19 protein-coding genes are annotated in these 20,345 nt (G+C 67.0%); 8 read left to right on the forward strand and 11 right to left on the reverse strand.

The features are described from left to right. Positions 1 to 348: 348 nt before the first annotated feature. Positions 349 to 2,943 carry a TonB-dependent receptor gene (locus AC1RPL_RS08205; protein WP_493068753.1) on the forward strand — a complete coding sequence of 865 codons (2,595 nt, stop codon included), beginning with the start codon at positions 349 to 351 and terminating at the stop codon, positions 2,941 to 2,943. Positions 2,944 to 2,951: 8 nt separating this feature from the next. Further along, positions 2,952 to 5,021 carry an Atxe2 family lasso peptide isopeptidase gene (locus tag AC1RPL_RS08210; protein ID WP_493068754.1) on the forward strand — a complete coding sequence of 690 codons (2,070 nt, stop codon included), beginning with the start codon at positions 2,952 to 2,954 and terminating at the stop codon, positions 5,019 to 5,021. A gap of 97 nt (positions 5,022 to 5,118) precedes the next feature. On the opposite strand, the gene AC1RPL_RS08215 is transcribed toward AC1RPL_RS08210, so the two are convergent. The 6 genes from AC1RPL_RS08215 to AC1RPL_RS08240 all read right to left on the reverse strand — a co-directional run bounded on the left by AC1RPL_RS08215 (position 5,119) and on the right by AC1RPL_RS08240 (position 10,525). Then, complete coding sequence (locus AC1RPL_RS08215) at positions 5,119 to 5,721, reverse strand: hypothetical protein (protein ID WP_493068755.1); 603 nt, start codon at positions 5,719 to 5,721, stop codon at positions 5,119 to 5,121. 121 nt (positions 5,722 to 5,842) lie between these two features. Continuing rightward, positions 5,843 to 5,968, reverse strand: coding sequence for a hypothetical protein (locus AC1RPL_RS08220; RefSeq protein WP_493068756.1), 126 nt, complete (start codon positions 5,966 to 5,968; stop codon positions 5,843 to 5,845). A gap of 26 nt (positions 5,969 to 5,994) precedes the next feature. Continuing rightward, positions 5,995 to 7,767 carry an asparagine synthase-related protein gene (locus tag AC1RPL_RS08225; protein ID WP_493068757.1) on the reverse strand — a complete coding sequence of 591 codons (1,773 nt, stop codon included), beginning with the start codon at positions 7,765 to 7,767 and terminating at the stop codon, positions 5,995 to 5,997. Beyond that, positions 7,764 to 8,363 carry a lasso peptide biosynthesis B2 protein gene (locus tag AC1RPL_RS08230; RefSeq protein ID WP_493068758.1) on the reverse strand — a complete coding sequence of 200 codons (600 nt, stop codon included), beginning with the start codon at positions 8,361 to 8,363 and terminating at the stop codon, positions 7,764 to 7,766. The genes AC1RPL_RS08225 and AC1RPL_RS08230 overlap by 4 nt, the downstream gene beginning before the upstream one ends. A gap of 597 nt (positions 8,364 to 8,960) precedes the next feature. After that, positions 8,961 to 9,989: a FecR family protein gene (locus tag AC1RPL_RS08235; RefSeq protein WP_493068759.1), complete on the reverse strand. Its 1,029-nt coding sequence runs from the start codon at positions 9,987 to 9,989 to the stop codon at positions 8,961 to 8,963. Next, a complete protein-coding gene (locus AC1RPL_RS08240; protein WP_493068760.1) occupies positions 9,986 to 10,525 on the reverse strand; it encodes an RNA polymerase sigma factor in 540 nt (179 codons plus the stop codon). Before AC1RPL_RS08240 ends, AC1RPL_RS08235 begins: the two co-directional genes overlap by 4 nt. 406 nt (positions 10,526 to 10,931) lie before the next feature. Between AC1RPL_RS08240 and AC1RPL_RS08245 the strand changes: the two genes are divergently transcribed. Both AC1RPL_RS08245 and AC1RPL_RS08250 read left to right on the forward strand, forming a co-directional pair. Next, the gene (locus AC1RPL_RS08245) at positions 10,932 to 11,147 is read left to right on the forward strand and encodes a sigma factor-like helix-turn-helix DNA-binding protein (RefSeq protein ID WP_493068761.1); all 216 of its coding nucleotides are present in this window, start codon (positions 10,932 to 10,934) and stop codon (positions 11,145 to 11,147) included. A gap of 78 nt (positions 11,148 to 11,225) precedes the next feature. Continuing rightward, complete coding sequence (locus AC1RPL_RS08250; protein WP_493068762.1) at positions 11,226 to 12,149, forward strand: HEPN domain-containing protein; 924 nt, start codon at positions 11,226 to 11,228, stop codon at positions 12,147 to 12,149. 70 nt (positions 12,150 to 12,219) lie between these two features. On the opposite strand, the gene AC1RPL_RS08255 is transcribed toward AC1RPL_RS08250, so the two are convergent. Beyond that, the gene (locus tag AC1RPL_RS08255; protein WP_493068763.1) at positions 12,220 to 13,431 is read right to left on the reverse strand and encodes a DNA cytosine methyltransferase; all 1,212 of its coding nucleotides are present in this window, start codon (positions 13,429 to 13,431) and stop codon (positions 12,220 to 12,222) included. A gap of 23 nt (positions 13,432 to 13,454) precedes the next feature. Continuing rightward, on the reverse strand, positions 13,455 to 14,663 hold the full coding sequence (locus AC1RPL_RS08260; RefSeq protein WP_493068764.1) for a hypothetical protein: 1,209 nt from the start codon (positions 14,661 to 14,663) through the stop codon (positions 13,455 to 13,457). A gap of 77 nt (positions 14,664 to 14,740) precedes the next feature. Between AC1RPL_RS08260 and AC1RPL_RS08265 the strand changes: the two genes are divergently transcribed. Beyond that, positions 14,741 to 15,634 carry an HNH endonuclease gene (locus AC1RPL_RS08265; RefSeq protein WP_493068765.1) on the forward strand — a complete coding sequence of 298 codons (894 nt, stop codon included), beginning with the start codon at positions 14,741 to 14,743 and terminating at the stop codon, positions 15,632 to 15,634. On the opposite strand, the gene AC1RPL_RS08270 is transcribed toward AC1RPL_RS08265, so the two are convergent. The 3 genes from AC1RPL_RS08270 to AC1RPL_RS08280 are packed head-to-tail and all read right to left on the reverse strand — an operon-like array spanning position 15,604 to position 18,003. Beyond that, positions 15,604 to 16,065 carry a very short patch repair endonuclease gene (locus tag AC1RPL_RS08270; RefSeq protein ID WP_493068766.1) on the reverse strand — a complete coding sequence of 154 codons (462 nt, stop codon included), beginning with the start codon at positions 16,063 to 16,065 and terminating at the stop codon, positions 15,604 to 15,606. The genes AC1RPL_RS08265 and AC1RPL_RS08270 overlap by 31 nt on opposite strands. 34 nt (positions 16,066 to 16,099) lie before the next feature. Next, on the reverse strand, positions 16,100 to 16,906 hold the full coding sequence (locus tag AC1RPL_RS08275) for a hypothetical protein (RefSeq protein WP_493068767.1): 807 nt from the start codon (positions 16,904 to 16,906) through the stop codon (positions 16,100 to 16,102). Beyond that, positions 16,903 to 18,003, reverse strand: coding sequence for an HNH endonuclease (locus AC1RPL_RS08280; RefSeq protein WP_493068768.1), 1,101 nt, complete (start codon positions 18,001 to 18,003; stop codon positions 16,903 to 16,905). Before AC1RPL_RS08280 ends, AC1RPL_RS08275 begins: the two co-directional genes overlap by 4 nt. Before the next feature lie 60 nt (positions 18,004 to 18,063). Here AC1RPL_RS08280 and AC1RPL_RS08285 point away from each other — a divergent pair, with 60 nt between their 5' ends. From AC1RPL_RS08285 to AC1RPL_RS08295, 3 genes are all read left to right on the forward strand, one after another. Beyond that, a complete protein-coding gene (locus tag AC1RPL_RS08285; RefSeq protein WP_493068769.1) occupies positions 18,064 to 18,237 on the forward strand; it encodes a hypothetical protein in 174 nt (57 codons plus the stop codon). A gap of 63 nt (positions 18,238 to 18,300) precedes the next feature. After that, positions 18,301 to 18,513 (forward strand): hypothetical protein, encoded by a 213-nt coding sequence (locus AC1RPL_RS08290; RefSeq protein WP_493068770.1) that lies wholly within the window; start codon positions 18,301 to 18,303, stop codon positions 18,511 to 18,513. Positions 18,514 to 18,874: 361 nt separating this feature from the next. Continuing rightward, positions 18,875 to 20,125 carry a hypothetical protein gene (locus AC1RPL_RS08295; RefSeq protein ID WP_493068771.1) on the forward strand — a complete coding sequence of 417 codons (1,251 nt, stop codon included), beginning with the start codon at positions 18,875 to 18,877 and terminating at the stop codon, positions 20,123 to 20,125. Positions 20,126 to 20,345 lie beyond the last annotated feature (220 nt).

Genomic DNA, 20,345 nt, shown 5'->3' on the forward strand with positions numbered 1-20,345 from the left:
GGCACCGGCGCAGGTCGCGCGGGTGGCGATATCTGTGCGTTTCGGAGAAGCGCCGTGCCTCGAAGCCTGCCGGCATTCTTGGCCGATCCGAACGTCATTTGGACCGGATGCGCGCCTTCTGCAGGCAGCGTAGGCCGCTCGCATCGTTGAAAGGCAGTTTTACCTTGTCTGCGGGCCGCGAGTATCCGGTATGGATCAACCGCGGACAACATTCGCCCCCGTGCGCGCTGTGTTCGCATTGGGCTTTGCCGACGCCCTCGAGAAAATTCTTCGAGCGCTCCCCGTAATTGGCGATGCGCCGCGTCAATGCCTCCAACGCCGGAAAACCGGCGCTTGGGAGGGACTATGATGACGATCTCGAAAAAGGCCTTTTGTGCAGCGCTGCTCGCCAGCGCGTTCCCCGCCGGCATGGTCGTCCTGCCGGCCTGCGCGCAGGAAGCGCAGGTTGCGTTCGCGCTGCCTGCGCAGGACCTCGCCACCACGCTGCGCGAGATCGCCCGCCAGGGGAGCCGCGAGGTCCTGTTCGCGGACGAGGAGGTGCGTGGCCGGCGGTCGCCCGCGTTGCGGGGAAGCTTTACTGTCGAGGAGGCAGTACGGCTGGCCATCGGCGGCAGCGGCCTGGTCGTCGAGGAGCAGGCCGGGGCGCTGGTCATCCGGGGGCGTCGGCAGGCAATCGAGGCAGATGCCGGGGACACGGCGATCACGGTAACCGGCACGCGCATCCGCGGTACCAGCGGCTCGTCGCCGGTCGTCGTGATGACGCGCCGGGGACTGGAGGAACAGGGCGTGCCCGACATGGCAAGCGTCTCGCGGATCATCCCGCAGAATTTCACCGGAGGGCAAAACCCCGGGGTCGCGGGGGGCGGTGACCAGGGCGGCTACAACAACATCAACAACGCGACGACGCTCAACCTTCGCGGGCTAGGCTCGGACGCGACGCTGACGCTCATCAACGGTCACCGCCTTCCTTACGACGCCGTCAATCAGGGCGTCGACATCTCGATCATCCCGCTGGCGGCGCTCGACCGCATCGAAGTGATCACCGACGGCGCCTCGGCGCTCTACGGCTCGGATGCCGTGGGCGGCGTCGCCAACCTGATCCTGCGCCGCGACTATGACGGGTTCCAGACGAGTGCGCGTGTCGGCGCCTCCACCGAGGGCGGCAATGTCCAGCAGCAATATTCCGGGGTCGGTGGTGCGCGCTGGGCCGGCGGCGGCTTCATGGCAGCGCTCGACTATAGCAAGACGACCCCGATCTACGCCGACCAGCGCGACTACTCGCGCACCCTTCACCCCTCGCAGATGATCGGGACCGGCGGACGGCAGGTTAGCGGCGTCCTCGCAGGGCATCAGGACCTTGCGAGCTGGGTATCGCTGGAGCTGGACGCCCAGCTCGCCGATCGCCGCGCGCGCAAGACCAACGCATTCTCGGTGACCGACCCGGCAACCTATTTCGGGCAGGTCAACCTGCCGGTCGTGCGCTCCTATGCGATCACGCCGTCGCTGCATCTGCGGCCCGGCGGCGGCTGGGAGGCGACGCTCGAGGCGACGCAGGGGGAGAGCTCCACCGTCAGCACCGCGATGCGTTACACGGGCGGCGCCCTGCTGGTCGGCCGAACCGCCTATGACAACTATCTCACCAATTTCGAGGCGAGCGCCGAAGGACCCCTCGTCCGCCTGGCCGGCGGCGACGTGCGCCTCGCTTTGGGTGGCGGATATCGGCGCTTCCGGCTCGCGTTCAACGTCCGGGCGACCAGCGGCGGCGTCACCCAGGTGATGCGCGACGCAGTCGAGCGGCGCGAGAGCCGCTTCGCCTATGGCGAGCTGTCGGTGCCGCTGGTCGGCGCCGACAATCGCATGCCGCTCCTGGAGGCACTGCGCCTCAGCGCCGCCGTACGCTACGAGGACTATAAGGGCATCGACGCCGTCGCGACGCCGAAACTCGGCCTGGTCTATGCGCCGCATCCCGACATTACGCTCAAATATAGCTGGGGCCGCTCCTTCAAGATCCCGACCTTGCAGCAGGTCAACCAGTCGCGCGAAGCCATCCTGCTGGACGAGAGCGAGTTCTCGCCACAGCCCGTCCCGGCGCTGCCCGCAGGATCGACCGTGCTGCTCCTGGCGGGCGGCAATCCCGACCTGCGCGCCGAGCGGGCAACCAGCTCGACCCTGTCGATCGAGTTCAAGCCACGCTTCCTCAAGGGCCTGCGCATCGAGGCGAGCTGGTTCGACATCGACTATCGCGGCCGGATCGCCGAGGCGGTCAGCGATTTTACGACGGCGCTGACCAACCCGGTCGCCGCGGACTTCGTCGTCTTCGCCCCCAGCCCGGCCCTGCTGCAGGGGCTGATCGCGCAGGCGCCGCTGGGCCTCGATAACCAGAGCAGCGTGGCCTATGACCCGGCGCAGGTCGCGGCGGTGGTGGACTCAAGCCTGCGCAACACCGCACGCGAGCATGCCCGCGGCGTCGATCTCGCGATCGACTACAGCGCCACGCTCAAGGGCGGGAGTCAGCTCCAGCTTGCCGCGTCGGGCAGCTATCTCGACGGCAAACGCCAGCCGGTCGCCGGCCAGCCCTATGAGGGCCGTGCGGGCCTGATCTTCACCCCGCCGCATTTCCGGGCCCATGGCTCGGCAAGCTGGCAGGGCCGGGAATATCAGGTCTCGGCCTCGGTGAACTATGTCGGCAGTACGCTGGACAACCGCTTCCCCCAGCAAGAGACGATCGGTGCCTTCACCACGCTCGACCTGAGCGGGGCGTTCCGCCCGGCCATCGCGCATGGGCCGCTCGCCAACCTCGAGTTCCGGCTCAACCTGCAGAACCTGCTGGGCGAGGAGCCCGATCCGATCCGCAATTCGTCGGCGTCGTCGATTCCGTTCGATTCGACCAACCAGTCGCCGATCGGGCGCTTCGTCAGCTTCTCGGTGACAAAGCAATGGTGAGCCTTCGCATGACGCTCGCCGTCGCCGCCTCGCTCCTAGCGCCAGCGGCGGCATGGGCCTCCCCGGACTGCACCGACCTGGTGCCGTCGGGGGCAAGCTTCCCCGCCCGCAACCTCGTGCCGGAGGATCTGGTCCGCCTGCGCGACATCGGGCCGGTCGACCCCAACCAGCAAGACGAGGGGCTGTTCTCGGTATCGCCGGACGGCCGACACGCCGCGTTCCAGCTCCGGCGCGGCGATCCCGCCACCAACGGCTTCTGCCTGGCGATGCTGGTGGTGGACCTTCGTACCGGTGCCGTGCGCGTGGTCGATCGCGGCGGGGACTTCATCCGGCTTCGCTTCGATGCGCGCGGCGTCGCGAGCTTCCCGAGCGGGTTCGCCGACCCGATCACGCCGCGCTGGTCGCCCGACGGCAAATGGATCGTCCATCGCCGCCGCGACCGCGGCGCCGTGCAGCTATGGCGGGCCCGGACGGACGGTAGCGGCAGCGAAGCGATCACCGACAGCGTCGACGACGTGGACGACTTCCGGATCACCGCCGATGGCCTGGGGCTTGTCTACGCCACCAAGCCGGGCCTGCGCGACGCGTCGGCCGCGATCGACAAGGAAGGACTGTCGGGCTTCCACTATGACGACCGCTTCGTGCCGGCGGCGAGCAGTCGTCCGTTCCCACTCGCACCGATCGCGCGCGCGGCCTGGCATCTCGACTTGGCGAGCCGCGCGGTGCGAACGGCGACGCCCGAGGAAGCCGCGCTGCTCGACAAGGGCTCGATGCTGGAAGGCGGCTGGAGCGAGGCGACCTCCGCAGCGGGCGACCGCGCATGGCTGGAGGTGCAGGCCGGGACGCCTTATTCCTCGCGGGGGCGGCTGATCGTGACGACGCATGGGCGCACGCTGCCATGCGGCGCGGCCGAATGCGCCGACGCGAACCAGCCCTGGTGGGTCGAGGGCAAGGTCCGCTTCGTGCGCCGCGAAGGCTGGGCCAACAGCGTCACCGCGATCTATGAGTGGAAGCCGGGGACGTCCCGCGTGCGCCGCCTCTACGCGACCGAGGACCTGTTCCTCGGCTGCGTGCCGACGGGCACGACGCTCATTTGCCTGCGCGAGGGATCGCTCCAGCCCCGGCGGCTCGAGCAGCTCGACCCGGTCAGCGGGAAGCGGAGGCTGCTGTTCGACCCGAACCCCGAATTCGCGAATCTCAATCTGGGCCAGGTCGAACGCCTGCGCTCGCGCAACAGCTTCGGCATGGACTCCTTCGCCGACCTCGTCCTGCCGGTCGGCTATGTACCCGGGCGGCGCTATCCGCTGGTTGTCGTGCAATACAACTCGCGCGGGTTCCTGCGCGGGGGGACCGGCGACGACTATCCGATCCAGGCGTTTGCCAACCAGGGCTTCGCAGTGCTGAGCTTCAACCGGCCGCGCGACGTCGGCGTCAAGTCCACCACGGACAATCTCGAAGCGGACAGGATCAACCTCAAGGACTTCGCCGACCGGCGCAGCGTACTCGAGGCGATAGAGAGCCCGGTGCGGACGGCGATCGAGCGCGGGATCGCCGATCCCGCGCGGATCGGGATCACCGGACTGAGCGATGGCGCTTCGACCGTCCAGTATGCGATGCTGCACAGCAAGCTGTTCTCGGCCTTTGCGATGAGCAGCTGCTGCTGGGACACCAGCCTGCCGCTTCGGGTCGGGCCGATGGCGGCCCGGCAATTCTACCATATGGGCTATCCCAGGACGGTCGACGACGACGCGGCCGCTCGGGCCTTTTGGCGCGGGTTCTCCGTCTCCCGGAACGCACAGGACATCCACGCGCCGCTCCTCGCTCAGGTATCGGACGACGAAGTTTGGGTCGCGCTGCAGAGCGTCACCGCACTGCGCGAGCTGGACCGGCCTGTCGACCTCTACGTCTTTCCGGATGAGCACCACGTCAAATGGCAGCCAGCACACCGGCTCGCGGTCTACACTCGGGCGATCGACTGGTTCGACTTTTGGCTGAACGGCGTGAAGGCGCCCGGTCGGGAGGAGGAGGTCGATCGCTGGGAGGCGATGCGAAAGAGGATCGGCACCATGGAAAGGTAAGACCGCCGGGGCGCGAGCTACGGGTACCTAGGACGCGCTGGGGGACGGCGGCCAGCCTGGTCGGCCCTCCTCGATCGTGGTCGGCCCGGTCTAGCTACTACTTGGGGGCGATTGGCAAGGTGTCGGTGAAGGACATGCCGTGGAGCAAGCCGAGCCCGAACCATCTGTCGAGGATCCACCCCACCGCGATCAGCAAAGGGCCCCCGATCAAGGGCGGGGCGAGCACAATGTAGAGCTTGAAGCCGAGCTCGCCCCGCCGCGTCCGGTTCCACTCGCGCTTGAGATGCGGCCCCGACATCTCGACGATCTCTTTCGTCAGTCTGTCGATGTCGGTGCTCGTTGGTGGGGTAGCCGTGACGGCGGTTTCCAGCGCATCGACCTTTGGCATCACATCGGCCCATTCGCGATGGAAGATGGGGAACCAAGTCTTCCACCATTTCAGCTTAGGATTACGGCGAAGCCGGATGCGGACGATCGCGGCGTCGAATGCCAGCCACGCTTCCTGCAGTTTGTCATCGGTGATCGCCCGCGAAATGCGCTTGGACGCGGCGATCATTGTCGCAATATCGTCTCGCTGAGCGTTGATCCAAGCCTGCCGGAACTCGGTTATCTTGGTGCCGCGCACTACCACGACGCCAAGAATCGCCAACGCCGTCGCAATAGGCGCGGCGATCGTCAGCGCGAACTGATAAGCTGTCACAAATGCCTTACCCCTGAACCGGATTGCGACAAGAATAAAGATGATGAGCTTTATCGAGCGCGATCCTTGAGCATTCGTTCTTTTTGACGAGCGGGCGCCAGAGGCGCCCGCTCGTCTCTTGTCAGTCGTCGTGCAGGCCGGTGGGCTTCATCCACCCGAACTCGTGATCGGAAATGCCCATCACGGCTCCGCGGGTGTCGGCGCTGACGCTGCCGAGCTCGACGATCTTCGTTTCTTCGCAACGCATCTTGAGTCTCCTGTTTGCAGGTGCAGTCATTGGTGCTCGAGGCGGCCAGGCATTCCGGGGCGATGGGACGACCAGGCGGTCGCCCATGCTTCGACATTGACCAGTTCGAGCAGGCGCACATTCTGCTCGCTGGCGGTCGGTCGCCCGGGCCGGAGAGCCTCCTCGATCGCGCCCGGATCGAGAATTCCATGGGCAGCGAGCTGCCCGTCCATCAGCCGCTCGCGCAGTTCGTCGCGCCTGCGTCGGACGATCTCGCTGCAGAAAGGGTCCGGCGTTCCTTTGATCCTGCGCTCGACGATCGCGGCCGGAAGCCGGTCGGCAAAGGCGATCCGCGCCATCGCGCGGTCGCGTCCGCCCTCGCGCCACTGCCAGCTCGGGATCGCGAGACAGGCCTCGATGATCGGCTGCGACAGCAGAGGATTGATCACCGGCGCGATCCGGCTGCGATCGGACTCGAGCGTCGGATGCGCGCGCATCAGCCCGGCGATATGGACGGCCCTGCCGGGCAGCGCCCAGGGCGGAGTCTCGAGCCAGGGATGCGACAATTCGAGGCCGCGGAGCGAAGCGATGAGGTCGGGGTGCAGGAAGGACGGGCTCGGCTTCCACTGATAGGCGGGCGGCCGCCTCGCTATCGCCACCGCCGCGCGCGTCACCCTGAGCGGGCCCGCGCCGGTCTGGCGGCAGATGTCGCGCAGCGTGGCGAACGCCCCTGCACCGGGACCCTCGTGCAGGGCCCGGTCCGCCAGCGCCACGGCGGACTGCGAGAAGCCGAAGACATTGTCGCCGCCATTGCCGGTGAAGAAAGCATCCGCGCCGATGCGCGCGGCGGCCTCGCGGTGCGCTGTCTCATAGGGCTGCGCCTCCGCCCGCCCCAGCGGCCGCGGCAGATTTAGCCCGAGCGCATGGCCGAGGTCGACGGCGTCGAGGTCGTAGCGGGCATCGACCAGCGGCAGGCCGATGCTGGTGCAGACGGTCTGCGCGAAGCCGCGCTCGTCGCCCGCCGGATCGTCGGTGTACATGGTCATGCAGGTCGCGCTGCTGCCGCTCCGCGCGAGGCACGCGGCGACGATCGAGGAATCGAGGCCGCCCGACAGGCTGAGCAGCGGATGCCGGTAGAGCGACGCCCAGGCAGCGACGCACTGTTCGACCACCCTGCGCAGGCGCTCGGCAATGGCGGCGGTCTCCTCCCCGGCGTTCGACGCGACGAAATCCCAGGGCGACCAGCCCGGCAAGGGCCGTTCGGCGCCATCCTGCAGGGCGACGCAGCTTCCCGGGAACAGCGTGGTGATGCCGCCGAGCGCGGTCTCGATCGTGGGGAGGCCGCAGGAATAAAGCATTCGCCCGAGCGCATCCCAAGCGACCCCGTCGGGCGCACCGCCTGCCATCGTCAGCAGCTCGACGTCGGACGCGAGCAGCGCGACACCGCCCGCCTGCGCGCGGTAGCAGGGCAATGCCGCCGAGGGATCGCGCAGGATCTCGACGGCTTCGCCTTGCGTACGAACGACGAGATACCCGCCCCAATAGGATTTGAGCAGCCCCGCGGTCCCGCCTCGCGCCAACGCGCCGCGTTCGGCGTCGCCCAGCGCCTGGATGGCACGCGCCGGCCCGTGGCGGGGGAACAGCGTGCCCAGCACCACGCCGTCGCCATCGATCTCGAGGCAGCTACAGGCCTCGTTGACCAGCACCGCGCAGCGCGGCGTCGAGCGCGCGAGCCTCAGGCCGGTCTGGTCGGCGATGCGCTGCGCGCTTCCGGGGAGATCGGCGCCGGCCGAGACGAGGACGAGATAGCGCGGCCTCATGGCAGCACCAGGATCGGGGTGTAGAGCCGCACATTCTCCAGCTCGCCGACGATCACCGCATCGCCGCACTGGACCCAGCTGTGCGCGGCGAAGGGCTCGAGGCGCACCCCGAAGACCAGCGCCGCCTCCTGGCCGAGCCGCTGGCATAGCCGGCGCGCCGCGATCGCCCGGGGAAGGCACTGGTCGTCCGCGCGCAGCAGCATCGCACTGGTCACGAACGCACTTGCGACCCTGCGCTGCACCGCCTCGCCCTGTGCGTCGCTGCGGGCGGCTGGCAGCTCGCCGGCCAGGCGCGCGGCGATGCGGGCCATCGGCTGCAGCTTCAGCCAGCAGCGCGCCCGAAGCTGGCCGGCGATCGCGGCGATAACGTCCGTCGCCCGGCCGCCCCCCGCGTTGTCGAGGGCATAGTCCTGCGTCGCGGCGAGATGCCTGGTGGCGGCGATCCGGCTGCCTTCCCCGGCCACGATGGCCCCGCAGTCGATGAGCGGGGCCAGCTCCTCGGGAACGAGCGCCTCGCTCGCGGCCCAGCGCCGGAAGAGCCCGTCGGTGATTTCCGGCAGGCAGAAATAGCGATTGGACGCCAGGTCCAGGAACACGGCCCGGCCGGCGCATAGGCACCAGGACAGTCCGGGGCGGAGGGCGAGCGACATGGGGATGCGCCGGAAGGGCGCGTGCCCGTCGGGCACGCGCCAGGTCCGTCAGTCGTCGCTCAGTTCGATCTGCTTGCGGTGACCGAACTCCGTGTCGGCGGCGCCGACCGGAAGGCCCTTGGTGTCGGTGCTCACGACACCGAGCTCGATGGTCTGTTCGATATTCATGGCATTCCTCCATTCACGAGAAACGTCATGGCCATGACCAGACCCACTGTACCGGGCTCGGCACATATGAGTAGTTTATAATCCAATTATAATCCGATTGTTTTCGTCTAGGCTTCTTGTGCTATCGAAGCCGGGCGGGAAAAGCATGTCTTGGAACATGCGCCACCACCTTTGGCCGCGAGGCTTGGACATAGTGGTGGCCACCCGGCCGGGTTGGTCTATGTGACAGTTTTATTTCCCGATGATATACTGTCCATATCGGACTGAAAAAGCAGATTACTCCGAAATCGACTTAATCATCATCGCGGGGTTCGCGAGGCCGGTCGCTCCGGTTGCCGGCTTCCTCCCGGGAGCAGGGGTGCCGCTGCCGATATCCTAGGGAATGGGCGCGCCTGCCGGCGCCAGCACGATTTCGCCGGCCCGGCTGGTGTCCACGCTCCGGTTGAACAGCGCGCCAAGCCGCCTTGCCAGCAACTCTGTATCGTCGACCCGGAACCGCCCGGACACGCGCTGGCCGGCGAGCGACGCGTCGGCCAGCCGAATCGGACGGACAGCCCCATGGTTCGCGAGCGCGACCAACTCGGCGACGGGCGTCGCCTCGAACTCGCGCGCGTCGGATGGCGCCGACGTCGCGCCGGCGGGTGCCGCGGGCGTCGCCGGGACGTCCGGCTGCGCCACGAACGAGACGCCCTCGCCGGCCACCAGCTTGCGGATCGCCGGCTGCGGCGAAGCCGGCGCAAGGGGCAGCGCCACATCGACGGCACCCTGCAGGAGGCGGACATCGACCTTGCCGGAGCGCGTCAGTGCGACTTCGAAGATCGTACCGCGCGCCGTGACGCTGCCGCCGCCGGCGAAGACGATGAACGGACGCGGCTCATGCGCGACCTCGAAGCGCGCCTGCCCTTGCAGCAGCCTCAGGTTCCTCTGCCCGCTAGCGATATCGACATCGAGGACGGTCCCGTCGCCAACGCGCACGGTCGAGCCGTCGGCGAGCTGCACGACGCGCACCTCCCCGGCGATCGTCGAGATCCTGCGATGCTCGGTCGTGCCGGCAACAGTCTCGCGCTGGTCCGGCGCCGGTCCCGAATGATGCAGGGCCGTCCATCCGCCGATGCCGATCGCACAGGCGGCGACCGTCGCCAAGGCGATCGCCAGCACGCCGCGTCGCCGGGTCGGCGCCGGAGGCGAAACGGGCTCGTCCGGCTCCGCGAGCAGCTTCCCCATCGCGAAGATCTCGGAGGTGCGATTATACGCGGCCCGGTGCCGGGAATCCTCGGCGAGCCATGCCTCGAACTCGGCGCGGCTGTCCTCGGCGTCCGGGCTTCGCATGCGGGCGAACCAGTGCGCGGCCTCCTGGGCGAGCGCCTCGCCGCCATCTTCCGCCTGTCCGTCGGCGATGGTCATTGCCCCAGGTCCTTGCCGATCCGCACGAGCGCCTCGCCGACATGCCATTCCACGGTGCGGATGCTGATGCCGAGCTGAGTCGCAATATCCTTGTAGCCCAGGCCATCCGTCCGATGCAGCAGGAAGACCTGCCGCGTGCGCGGCGGCAGCGCGTCGACGGCGGCCCGATAGCGTTCCCGCATCTGTGCGAGCTCGATGGCATCCTCCTGGGTTGCGCGGGTCGCAGGCTCGTTCGCTTCGTCGATCGGCACGTGCGGCGTGCGGTTGGACACGCGGCGCGACCGGTCGATGAGCAGGTTGCGCACGATCCGGTTGAGGAACGCCTCGGGCTGGCGCAGCCCGTTACGGGCATCCGAGCCGAGCAGGCGCGCGAACGCATCCTGCACTAGGTCGTTCGCCTCTTCGCTAGAGCGCAGGCGTACATCGAGCCAGCGCCGCAGGCGGGGTGCCTGCTCGCGGTAGAGCATGTCGAAGCGTGCCTGGCCGTTGCCGCCGCCGCCGGGCGACTGGTCAGGGTCGTCGTCGGGCCGCCGCATCGCGCTACCGCGAGCAGCTGCCGCCGCGCGGGGCGCGGGCATGGAAAATCGATCGCACGAGAGCCTGTCTCGCGCCGGGCGGTGCCTCGGAGATTACCTCCGACCGTAATGGCCGGAAGCGCTTGATGCCTGGCGGTCAGTCCGCAGCGGGCTGCCGGCTCGAAACCACGCTGCACGGGCGATTCTGCGTCACTTCGCGGGCGTTCGCAACACCAGCCATGGCCATGTCGACCGCTCCCCTGCCGGCCGGGACATGGCGCCGCTTGTCGGGCGCGCCGCGGCACCCCGCAACCCGGCGATGCCGGGTGCTCCGCTGCGCTTCGCCCTTAGGTGCGGGCCACCGCTCCTGGCGTGCCCGGAGGCGTCGCTGCCGGTCCCGTCGGGCCGGCAGGAAGGAGCGTTTCCGATGTCCGATATCGATGCCAGGCTGGTTGCGCGCATAGGCGCCGCCGTGGCCGCACTGCCCGAACCCGAGCAGACGGTGTTCCTGCTCCATGCAATCAACGAACACGACTTCGCCACCGTCGCCGCACGGCTCGGCATCGGGGTGGACGAGGTCGAACGGCTGCTCGAGAGCGCGCTCGTGCGGCTCGGCCGCGATCTCGGCGCCGGTGGACGCTGATGGACGACCGCTCGGAAATGGCGCTTGATCGCGCTTCCGGCGGTTGCATCGCCGCCCCGGCGCTCTAGGATTCCTCCGATGCGCACGGATCTCGATCATCTGCCACCCTCCAAGCAGCGCGAGCTCGAACGCGTGGTCCAGATCCTGTTCGAGGAATTCCGCGACGCGACCGCGACCGCCACGGTCGACTGGAAACGCCAGGCGCGCATCCTCAAGGTCATCCTCTACGGTAGCTATGCGCGCGGCGGCTGGGTCGACGAGCCGCATACGGCGAAGGGCTACCAGTCCGACTTCGACCTGCTGATCATCGTTAATCACGAGAAGCTCACTGATCGCGCCGCCTTCTGGTCTACCGCCGAGGATAGGCTGAACCGGGAGCTGGCGGTCACCAAGACGCTACGCACGCCGGTCAACTTCATCGTGCATACCCTGCACGAGGTGAACGACGGGCTGGCGCACGGTCGCTACTTTTTCATGGACGTCGCCCGGGATGGGATCGCGCTGTACGAGAGCGAGGGCACGGAGTTGCACGAGCCTAAGCCGAAGACGCCGCAGCAGGCCCTGGCGATGGCGAACGAGTATTTCGCGGAATGGTTTCCCGCGGCAAAAAAGCGCTTCGACGGTGCCAAATTCCATATTGAACACGGAAATTTGAAGGACGCGGCGTTCGACCTCCATCAGACTGTCGAGCGTCTGTATCATTGCGTCCTGCTGGTCTGCACCTTCTACACACCGCACGTTCACAACCTGGGTTTCCTTCGCACCCAGGCGGAGCGGATCGACCCACGGCTAATCGACGCCTGGCCGCGCGACACCCGCGCAGATCGCGGACGCTTCGAGAAGCTCAAGGAAGCTTATGTGAAAGCGCGCTATTCAAAGCACTATCGCATTAGCGTCGAAGAGCTGGGGTGGCTGGGTGCGCGCATTGAGGAGCTTGGTCGCACCGTGCAGGTCATCTGCGAAGAGCAGATCACTGCGCTTGAACGAAGCGGGGCCGCCTAAGGCTGGCCGTAGCTTTAAACGCCAGTTCTGCGTTGCCTCGGGCAAGCGAGAGCGTCCTTCGTGAAGAGAGCTATTCCGCAGCGACGGCGAGATCGGCCCTTGCGGATGCGCGGAAGCCCAGTCCGGTGCCTGGATGCGCAGCGTGCTCGCCCTTGAGCGCGAGATAGGCGGCAGAAACGGGGACGAGCCGCTCGGCCGCCGGCGTAGTCTCGGCGCGCGCGCGCTGCAGCTTGGGCTCCCCCGCCGCCGGGGCGCCTAGCAGCTGCGCTCTGATCGCGCGCGCTAGCACCTCGGCGAGAAGCGACGGCACCGCGTTGCCGAGCTGCTTTTGCGCGTCGGTGACGGAGCCGAGCACTGCGAAATCGTCTGGGAAGGTTTGCAGTCGCGCCATCTCCCGCATGCTTAGGCGCCGGCTCTCCCAATGAAATGGCCCGGTGGCGGGCCCGGGCTGGGCTTGCAGCGTCCAGGCCGGCTGGTCCTTGGCGAGCTTGAGCAGGAATGACCAGTAGCGCCGCCGCCACCCAAAGAGCGGCTCGCCCTCGCCACGGTCGGTATGGTGGAGATAATTCTGACCCTCCGGGATCGAAGGCAGCAGCCCCGCCCATTTGCCCTTGAGCGCGAGCGAGGCGTCCTGCGGTGCCGGCAAGTCGTGCAACGCGTCCCAAGCGGTTATCCAGCGGCGGCGATTGTCGCCGGAATGCTCAACGTCTGGTCCAACATGGGTGGCCTCGGGAAAGCGGAAGGTCGACCCATCGCGCGCCGCTACCACGAAGAGGCGCCGGCGCAGCTGCGGAACGCCGTAATCGGCGGCGTTCAGCACCGCGATCTTAGGAATATAGGCAGTGCCGTAGCGCGCGTTGATTGCGGCCACCGCCTCGCAGATACGGGCCAGCCCCTCATCCTTGCCGCGGAAGCCGAGCCCTTCGACATTCTCGAGCAGGAAGGCGCGCGGGCGCGCCTCCTCCAGGATCCGAAGATAATGATCGATCGTGGTTGCGCGCGGATCATCGAGTCGCCGCGCTCCTCCCGTCGCCCAGAAGCCCGACTTGGAGAAGGGCTGGCACGGCGGGCCGCCAATCAAAATATCTGCCTCGCCTACTCTCAGTCCGCCAGCTTCCAGCAGTTCATCGGTGGGCACCTGGCCGACATCGCGCTCGATCACCGGCCAGGGGCGGTTGGCGCGAAGCGTCTCCGCGCAGCGCGCATCCATCTCAACCGCGACGGCGGTGTCGAAGCCCGCTGCCTCGAAGCCGAGATCGAGCCCGCCGGCTCCCGTGAACAAGCTAATAGCCTTCAGACGCTGCATCATGCGGTTCCTACACGGGCATAGGCCGCCTCGAAAGCCCGGCCGGCATCGCTTGTCCATCGATCGTCGATCAGCACGCGATTGTTGAGCTTTCCGGGACACCCTGCCCGACGGTCGAGCAGATAGGGGTCTGCATAGCGGAACTCCCACCCCTCCGTGATCGCGTGCAGGCATCCAGCGACGATGTTGAAATCGGTCGGCGCGTAGTAGCGTGAGCAAGGATCCGACTTGGAGGCGCGGGTGCGCTGAAAATCGATCTTGGCGAGGCCGGCGGCGCTGGTTTGGCGCAGCACGTTCTTGCATTCAATTAGCAGCGGCGGACCGTCGCGCCACCGCACCCTCAGGTCGGCACCGCCTTCCTCATCGAGCCGCTCGCAATGTGTGACGCCTGCGGTGTGGCTTAGCACGTCGCGAAGCTTCTCTTCGGCGACCCAGCCGCGCACCGCCATCTTGAGGCGCCGGGCCCCGGCGATCAGCTCGAGGATCTGGTCAGGCTCAAGCTCGAACTCGACTGCGAGCGGATGAATCGCCGCGCTGGGAACGGCGACGGTCGGGCTCGCGGCGGGCACGCCGCTCGCGATTAGCTCGGGGCGCACGGCGAGAAGGTGGCGATCGCCCGGCGAGAGGCCCTGCGCCGCGCGTTCGAAGCGGATAAGGTCGAGAAAGGCGGTCTTGGAGCCGCCGACCAGCGTCTCGTAGCTGAAAGTCCGTTCGCCCGGCTTGAGATCCTTGCGGCCGCGGCTTTCCCGCTCCCAGACATGCCAGCCGTCGCGCTTGATCGCCTGGGCGTGACGCTCCTTGAACTCTAGGCGGATGAAGAAGCGCGTCGGGTTGTGCACCTCGGGATCGGCGGCGACGAAGAAGCCCTCCTTGGGGTCGATGCCGATGAGCAGGGTTGTGTAGAGCCCGAGCGGGTCCTGAAACAGCTTGTGCAGCTGCTTGTCATCGGGGCCGTACTTGATCTGAAAGCTGCGCTCGTCCTCCGGCCGGTTGACCTTGGTGGGCGACTCATTGGCGAGAAACGCATAGGCGACGACCCCCATCCGCTCGCCTTGCGGGGTCTCGAAGTTGATCACAAACGGCGCCTCAGACGGATCGGGCGCGTGTAGGATGCGGCAGCCGGAGGCCCGCAAGCTGTCGAGCATGAAGTCGACCAGCGGTGCCCGCGCGGCGCGCTGGACTTGGTAACGGCGAAGTCCCAGAATCATAGCCGGGATAGTGGCCGAGGGCGCGGCTATAAGAAAGCGTGTATGCGCGGCCGAGGGGAGATATGCTGTTGAAGGCGGTGCTAGATACACGTCCGGGCTCGGGCTATTTCGACAGCGACGACCGTTATCATTTTCCGGGCCGCTATTTGAAGTCGGCACTCGGCGCGCTGGGCGAGTGGGTGGTGCTGTACGAGCCGCGGCGGGAAGGCGGCCGCGCCGCCTATGTCGCCGCGGCACGACTGGTTGAGGTCATGGCCGACCCCGAGCGGCCAGGCCATCATTTCGCGCGGCTGGTCGAGCGGCTGCCGTTTGACGCGCCGGTGCCGCTACGCGGGCCGCTCGGCTACCGCGAGGCGACGCTGCGCGCCGTCGAGGATCCCAAGGCGGTCGGCCGCGCGCTCCAGGGGCGCTCAATCCGTCCGCTTTCCGACGAAGACTTTGCCGAGATCGTCAACGCGGGCCTCGGCATGACGTTGGCGTTCGACAACCGCCGCCGCCTCGGCCTGGATCGAGTCGAGGATCCGCCAATCGCCGCGTTGCTCGACGGCCCGGTGATCGCGCCGCGCCTCGAGCGCGTGCTGGCGAGCAGGATCGTGCGCGACGCAGCGTTCCGGCTAGCGGTGCTCGAGGCGTATTCGGACACCTGCGCGGCGACCGGCATGCGCATCATCAATGGCGGCGGGCGGGCCGAAGCGCAGGCCGCTCATATTGTGCCCGTGGCGGAAGGCGGCCCCGACCTTGTTCAGAACGGCATCGCGCTCTCCGGCACCATGCATTGGCTGTTCGACCGCCACCTCATCTCGATCGGCGAGGATTGGCGACTGCTCGTCTCGCATAACAAGGTGCCCGCCGAGCTGCGCGGTTTGATGGCCGGCCACGCCGGGACCATTCGCCTGCCGCGCGACCGCAATCTATGGCCGGACCCGCGCTTCGTCGCGCATCACCGGGAACGCTTCGTCTCAGCTGATTGATCGCAGGCAGGGCCAAGCAGAAAGGCCGCCAGGCGCCGGCGAACCGCCTCAGGCTCCCGCGTCTCGCATTCCCAAATGGTCAAGGCGTCCCAGCCAAGCGCTACGAGCTGCGTCGCGGCCGCGCGATCGCGCGCCGCGTTGCGCTCGAGTTTGGGCAGCCAATAGTCGAGCCGGGTTTTAGGCTTGCGCGCCAGCCGGCAGCCATCATGCTGATGCCAAAAGCAGCCGTGCACCCGCACCACCTTTCGGTGCCGCGGAAACACGATGTCGGGGGTGCCGGGAAGGTCGCGACGATGAAGCCGGAACCGCAGACCAAGCGCGTGCGCGATCCGACGCACGAGGATCTCGGGCTTGGTGTCCGCCCTGCGGATCTTACGCATATGCGCGCTGCGCGCTTCCGGGGAGAGTGGGTCGGCGGTCACGTTCGCCATATGGGGATCAATTGCTCGACGGAAAGCAGGCCGGCTACCGGCGATACGTCTGCCGGAGTCGCGCCTCGTCGATCGCGATCACCTCCTTGATCCAGGCCGGCGGGATGATCTCATGGAAGATCAGGCCGAAATCGACCCGTTGCGTTCCAGGGGCGTAGCTCGGATCATGTAGCCAATAGGCCCAGTGCTGGAGCGCGCGGTAGACCAAGCCTGGTGTGTCTCCCTCAAGCCGCCATCTGTCGCCGAGAGCCAGCGCCCGCTCACCAGGCACGGAGACCTTGAACAGGATCGGCGAACGCCCCTCCTGCAGCAATCGCGTGCCGCTCTTTCCCAGAAGATGAAATGCGACCGCTTGATCAAACTCGGAGCCTTCCACGAGATAGTGATTGAAGGATTCCAGCAGCGCGGCACGCGATATCGTCAAGTGCGCCTGGCCTTCGCGCAGGCCAAACTGGCCGTTGGCGAAGTCGCGTGCAGCGGCCTCGAGATTCGAACTCGCCGCCGCCCAGCCAGGATGCGCCGACAGGCGTGCCGCGAGGCGATTGATGCGAGTCGTCGGATCGAGCGGGAGCAGGCCCAACGTCATCACCGAATCAATCTCGGCGGGCGTCAGCCGTGAGCCATGATAGCCGATGACGTGCTGCGACTCGAGCCAAGCGCGGGTTGCCTGGACAAGCCGCTGCTCATCCGTGTTGGCCAAGATAATCTCGAGCGCATCCTCGACATAATCGATCTGCTCTGGCGCGAGCGGCGCTCGTCTCGGCTTCGCGACTATATCGTCCAGCGCCGCGGTCAGTCTCGGCCCCCATTCTGCGATGTCGTCGAAGTCGAAGGCGATCACGCGCTCGGCTCTGCGCTAGTCTGCGCCCTCTTCATCCGGCGATGCCGGACACGGTGGCAGTTCGCACAAAGGCACTCGACGTCGGCGAGCTTGGTCATGTGCCCCTGAACCATCTGCGCCACCCCGGTGGCGCGATGATGCACTTCGATGCAGGCCTCGCCGTCAGGGGCCCCGAACACGGCGACCGGGTCCATCTTGCACTCCTCGCAGAACAGCTTGCCGTGCTGCTCCCGCATCTGCGCCTTCTTCGCCTTGGCGACCCCGGCATGCCGCTCACGCTTTAGATGGCTGAGGCGTCGGGCGTCGCCCTCGGCCCATTCGCGGTCCTCAACGCTTAGCAAGGCCAGCCCAGCCGCCACCGCCGCGCCCTTCTCGACAATCTGCCAGCCCGCTCCCTCCAGCAGCTCGAGGCAAACCGAGCCCAGGCCTCCGGTGAAGCTCGCGGGCTCGACGGGAAACCCCAGCGCCGCGGAGGCGGCCAGGCCGAAGACCGCCTTCGGCGCAAGCAGTGCGCCGTCGTCGGCGACGAGGTCATAGTCCAGCGACTCGTCGAAGCCGTGCGCCGCCGCGCCGCCCCGAAGCTGCTCGATCGCCGCCCAGATGTTAGCGTCGCTCACCTTGCGAAGGTCTGCCGCGGGCAGCCGCAGCGCCGAACGCGGCGTGCCGGCGGCCGGCTTGGCACCGATGACCGAAGCAAGCTCGCCGATCGAGCCCGTCGCCACCTCAATGCGCAGCCGCTTGTTGCGATTGCCCTTGTTCGGCGCGCTGCCGGGCGCTCTTCCAACGCGCTGCATTCGCTTGCCCATGAGCGAGAACAGCGTTCTCGCATCGGCGGGCACGTCCTCTGGAAAGAGGATCTGCCGGTCCGCCACCGGCAATTGCTGAGCCGGCACGCTGTCGACCCAGGCGCCTGTGATCACTCGACCACATTTCTCCAGCCGCTGCAGGAGAAGGCGGAGCGCGACTGAATAGTCTTGGTTCTGCGAGTTCGCCGTGCCGCTGGTGCCGCCCCGGCTGTGCAGGACGATTGCGCTGGGCTCAAGCTCCGCCGCCGCGTCGAGTGCCTGGCCGTCATCGCCCTTGATGTGGAACCTCATGCCTCACCTGATAAGGGAGCCGCTATAGAATCCGAAGCTTGTTTGTAGGAGCGCCAGAACATGACAACGCCGCCGCTATCAGGTCTCGTCCTTGACGAGACCTTGTTCGCACCGTTGATGGGGCTGGCGCTCGGCACGGGCTCGTCCCGCGTCGTGCTCGAATGCGTGGGGCATCCCGAACTCGTGATTAAGATCAGCTACCGGCACGCCCATGGTGCCAATTGGGCCGAGTGAAATCTTTGGCGTCAGATCCAGGAGGAGGATGCGCTGTCGCCATTCTTTGGCGCGTGCGTGGCGATGGGCGCGTCTGGCAAGCATCTGATCATGGAGCGTCTCGGCGACCTCAACGACATGCAAGCAGCCGCGCGCCGGGCACCGCCGTGGATTACCGACAAGAAGCGCTCAGCCTTCGGCATCAACGCCGCCGGAGAGATCAAGCTACGAGACTACAACCTCTTGGCGCTCGGTCCTTTCCTCTCGAGATTCCCGCCCGAGCAGCAACCGCGCTAACGCGAGCTACACCCCCGATCGCGGCCTTGGCAAATTCTCGCCAATCTCGCGCAGCACGTGACGTGCCTCCTCGTGAAGTGACTGGAGCTTCCGATCCGCGCTTAGCGCGCTGTCAAAATGGGTGGCATAGGTCGCAATGTCGGGCGTCGACAACGCCGTTCGCTACCGCCATCGCCTGGCGACCGCCGGCGACCCAACGCGTCAACAGCAATGTCATGCACAGGCAATTGCTGTCGACTACCTTGCACGTCGGCTGCACCGCCCTCTACTAGCATTATTCGCCAGCCCGGTTCCGATATTGCTGCGTTTGGCCGAGGCGCGCCGAATGGCAATTGGCGGCCGGGCCACTACATATCGTTTCATGACCGATCCATTCTTTGAACAGATCAACGACGGCGAGTGGAACGCCTGCGTCGGCAAGCAAGGCGACGAACTCAACTATGTCGACGGCTATCTCGAGGCGGCCCGCATCCTCGCGGACACGCTGATCGAGAAAAGGCTGATGGGCAGCCGCGACACGCTGGCGATGCCGATCCTCTACAATGTGCGCCACGGACTTGAACTCGCCCTCAAATATGCTCTTCGCGCGCTGGTCGATCTCGAGATGGCCCGGCCGCGCGACGGCAGGCCTGATCACAATATTCACAGATACTGGAGGCATCTTCGCGACCAGCAGATCGGCGATCGCGGGAGCCGGGAGCTGATCGAGTCGCTCGAGCCCTTCGTTGCTAGCCTGTCCCTGATCGACGAGGACGGCCAAGCGCTGCGCTACTTCGAGAACCAAGACAACCAACGCAATCTGGGATCGCTCTCGGTGGTCAACCTGCCGCTCATTCGGGCGAGCGTTGAGCAGCTGGGAGATATCCTGCGCCGTCTGACCGATCGCGTCGAGCGCCTGGCGGAAGAGCGGCCGACTGGCACGCATACCAGACGCTGCTCGCGCACGGATCTACGCGAGATTGTTCAGATCCTCGGCAAGCATGCGAGCTGGGGCAACGTGGGCTTCGACGCGCGCAAGGCCGAGGCGCAGGCGCGGTTCGGGCTTAGCGGCTCGGCCTTCTCGCGCGCGGTCGACGCGATCCGTGGCTCGCGGCAGCTGGCGGCGGAGGCCGGTATCGAAACGCCGCTTGGGCATTTGATCGACGATGAGAAGCTGGCGCAGCTCGCTTCTCGATGGCTCGAGGCCAATCCGCCCGCGGCCGCGGACGCGGAGCCCGAGATCATCCGCGCCGCGGATATTCGATTCGAGGACATCATGGAGCATGTCGATCAAGTGAAGACGCTCGTCGAGGATGCGCTCGCCTTGCTCACGCTTGAGGACCGAGCCGATGTTCAGGCGATCTTCTACCTAGGACGCAACGGGAGCTTCGGCGAGCATTATCCGCGCGAGTTGGAGTTCGCGCTGCGCGAGCATCAGGCACGGAAAGACGCCTTCACTCAGGCGCGCCATGTCCTCGTCAAGACCAACTTCCTGGACGGGTTGATCCGTGGACTGCGCGTGGCGGGACGCCCATCGCTGGCGGAGAGGGTTGCCGCGCTTCGCGAGGAGGCACGAGGCTGCGTCGGGACCGGGCAGACGGATAGAGGAAGGCATGCGGCCGAAGCCGGTTAGCGCATGTAGATGCTGCAACCTCGCTCTCGCAAATAATTCGGTCGGGCAGGTGTGCCGTCGACCCTTGAGGCACTGAAAGTTAACGACAGCACCAAAGAGCCGCCGGTGGCAGATCTAGTCCGCGCGCCGAAGCGCGACGGTCAGGAGCCTGCAGGTGTTGCGAGATACCTATAATGGCGGCCGCTCCGGCGCGCTGTCGCGCTGAAAGCGCAGGGCCCCG

The organism is Sphingomonas sp. GW821-FHT12D09 (assembly GCF_058807215.1).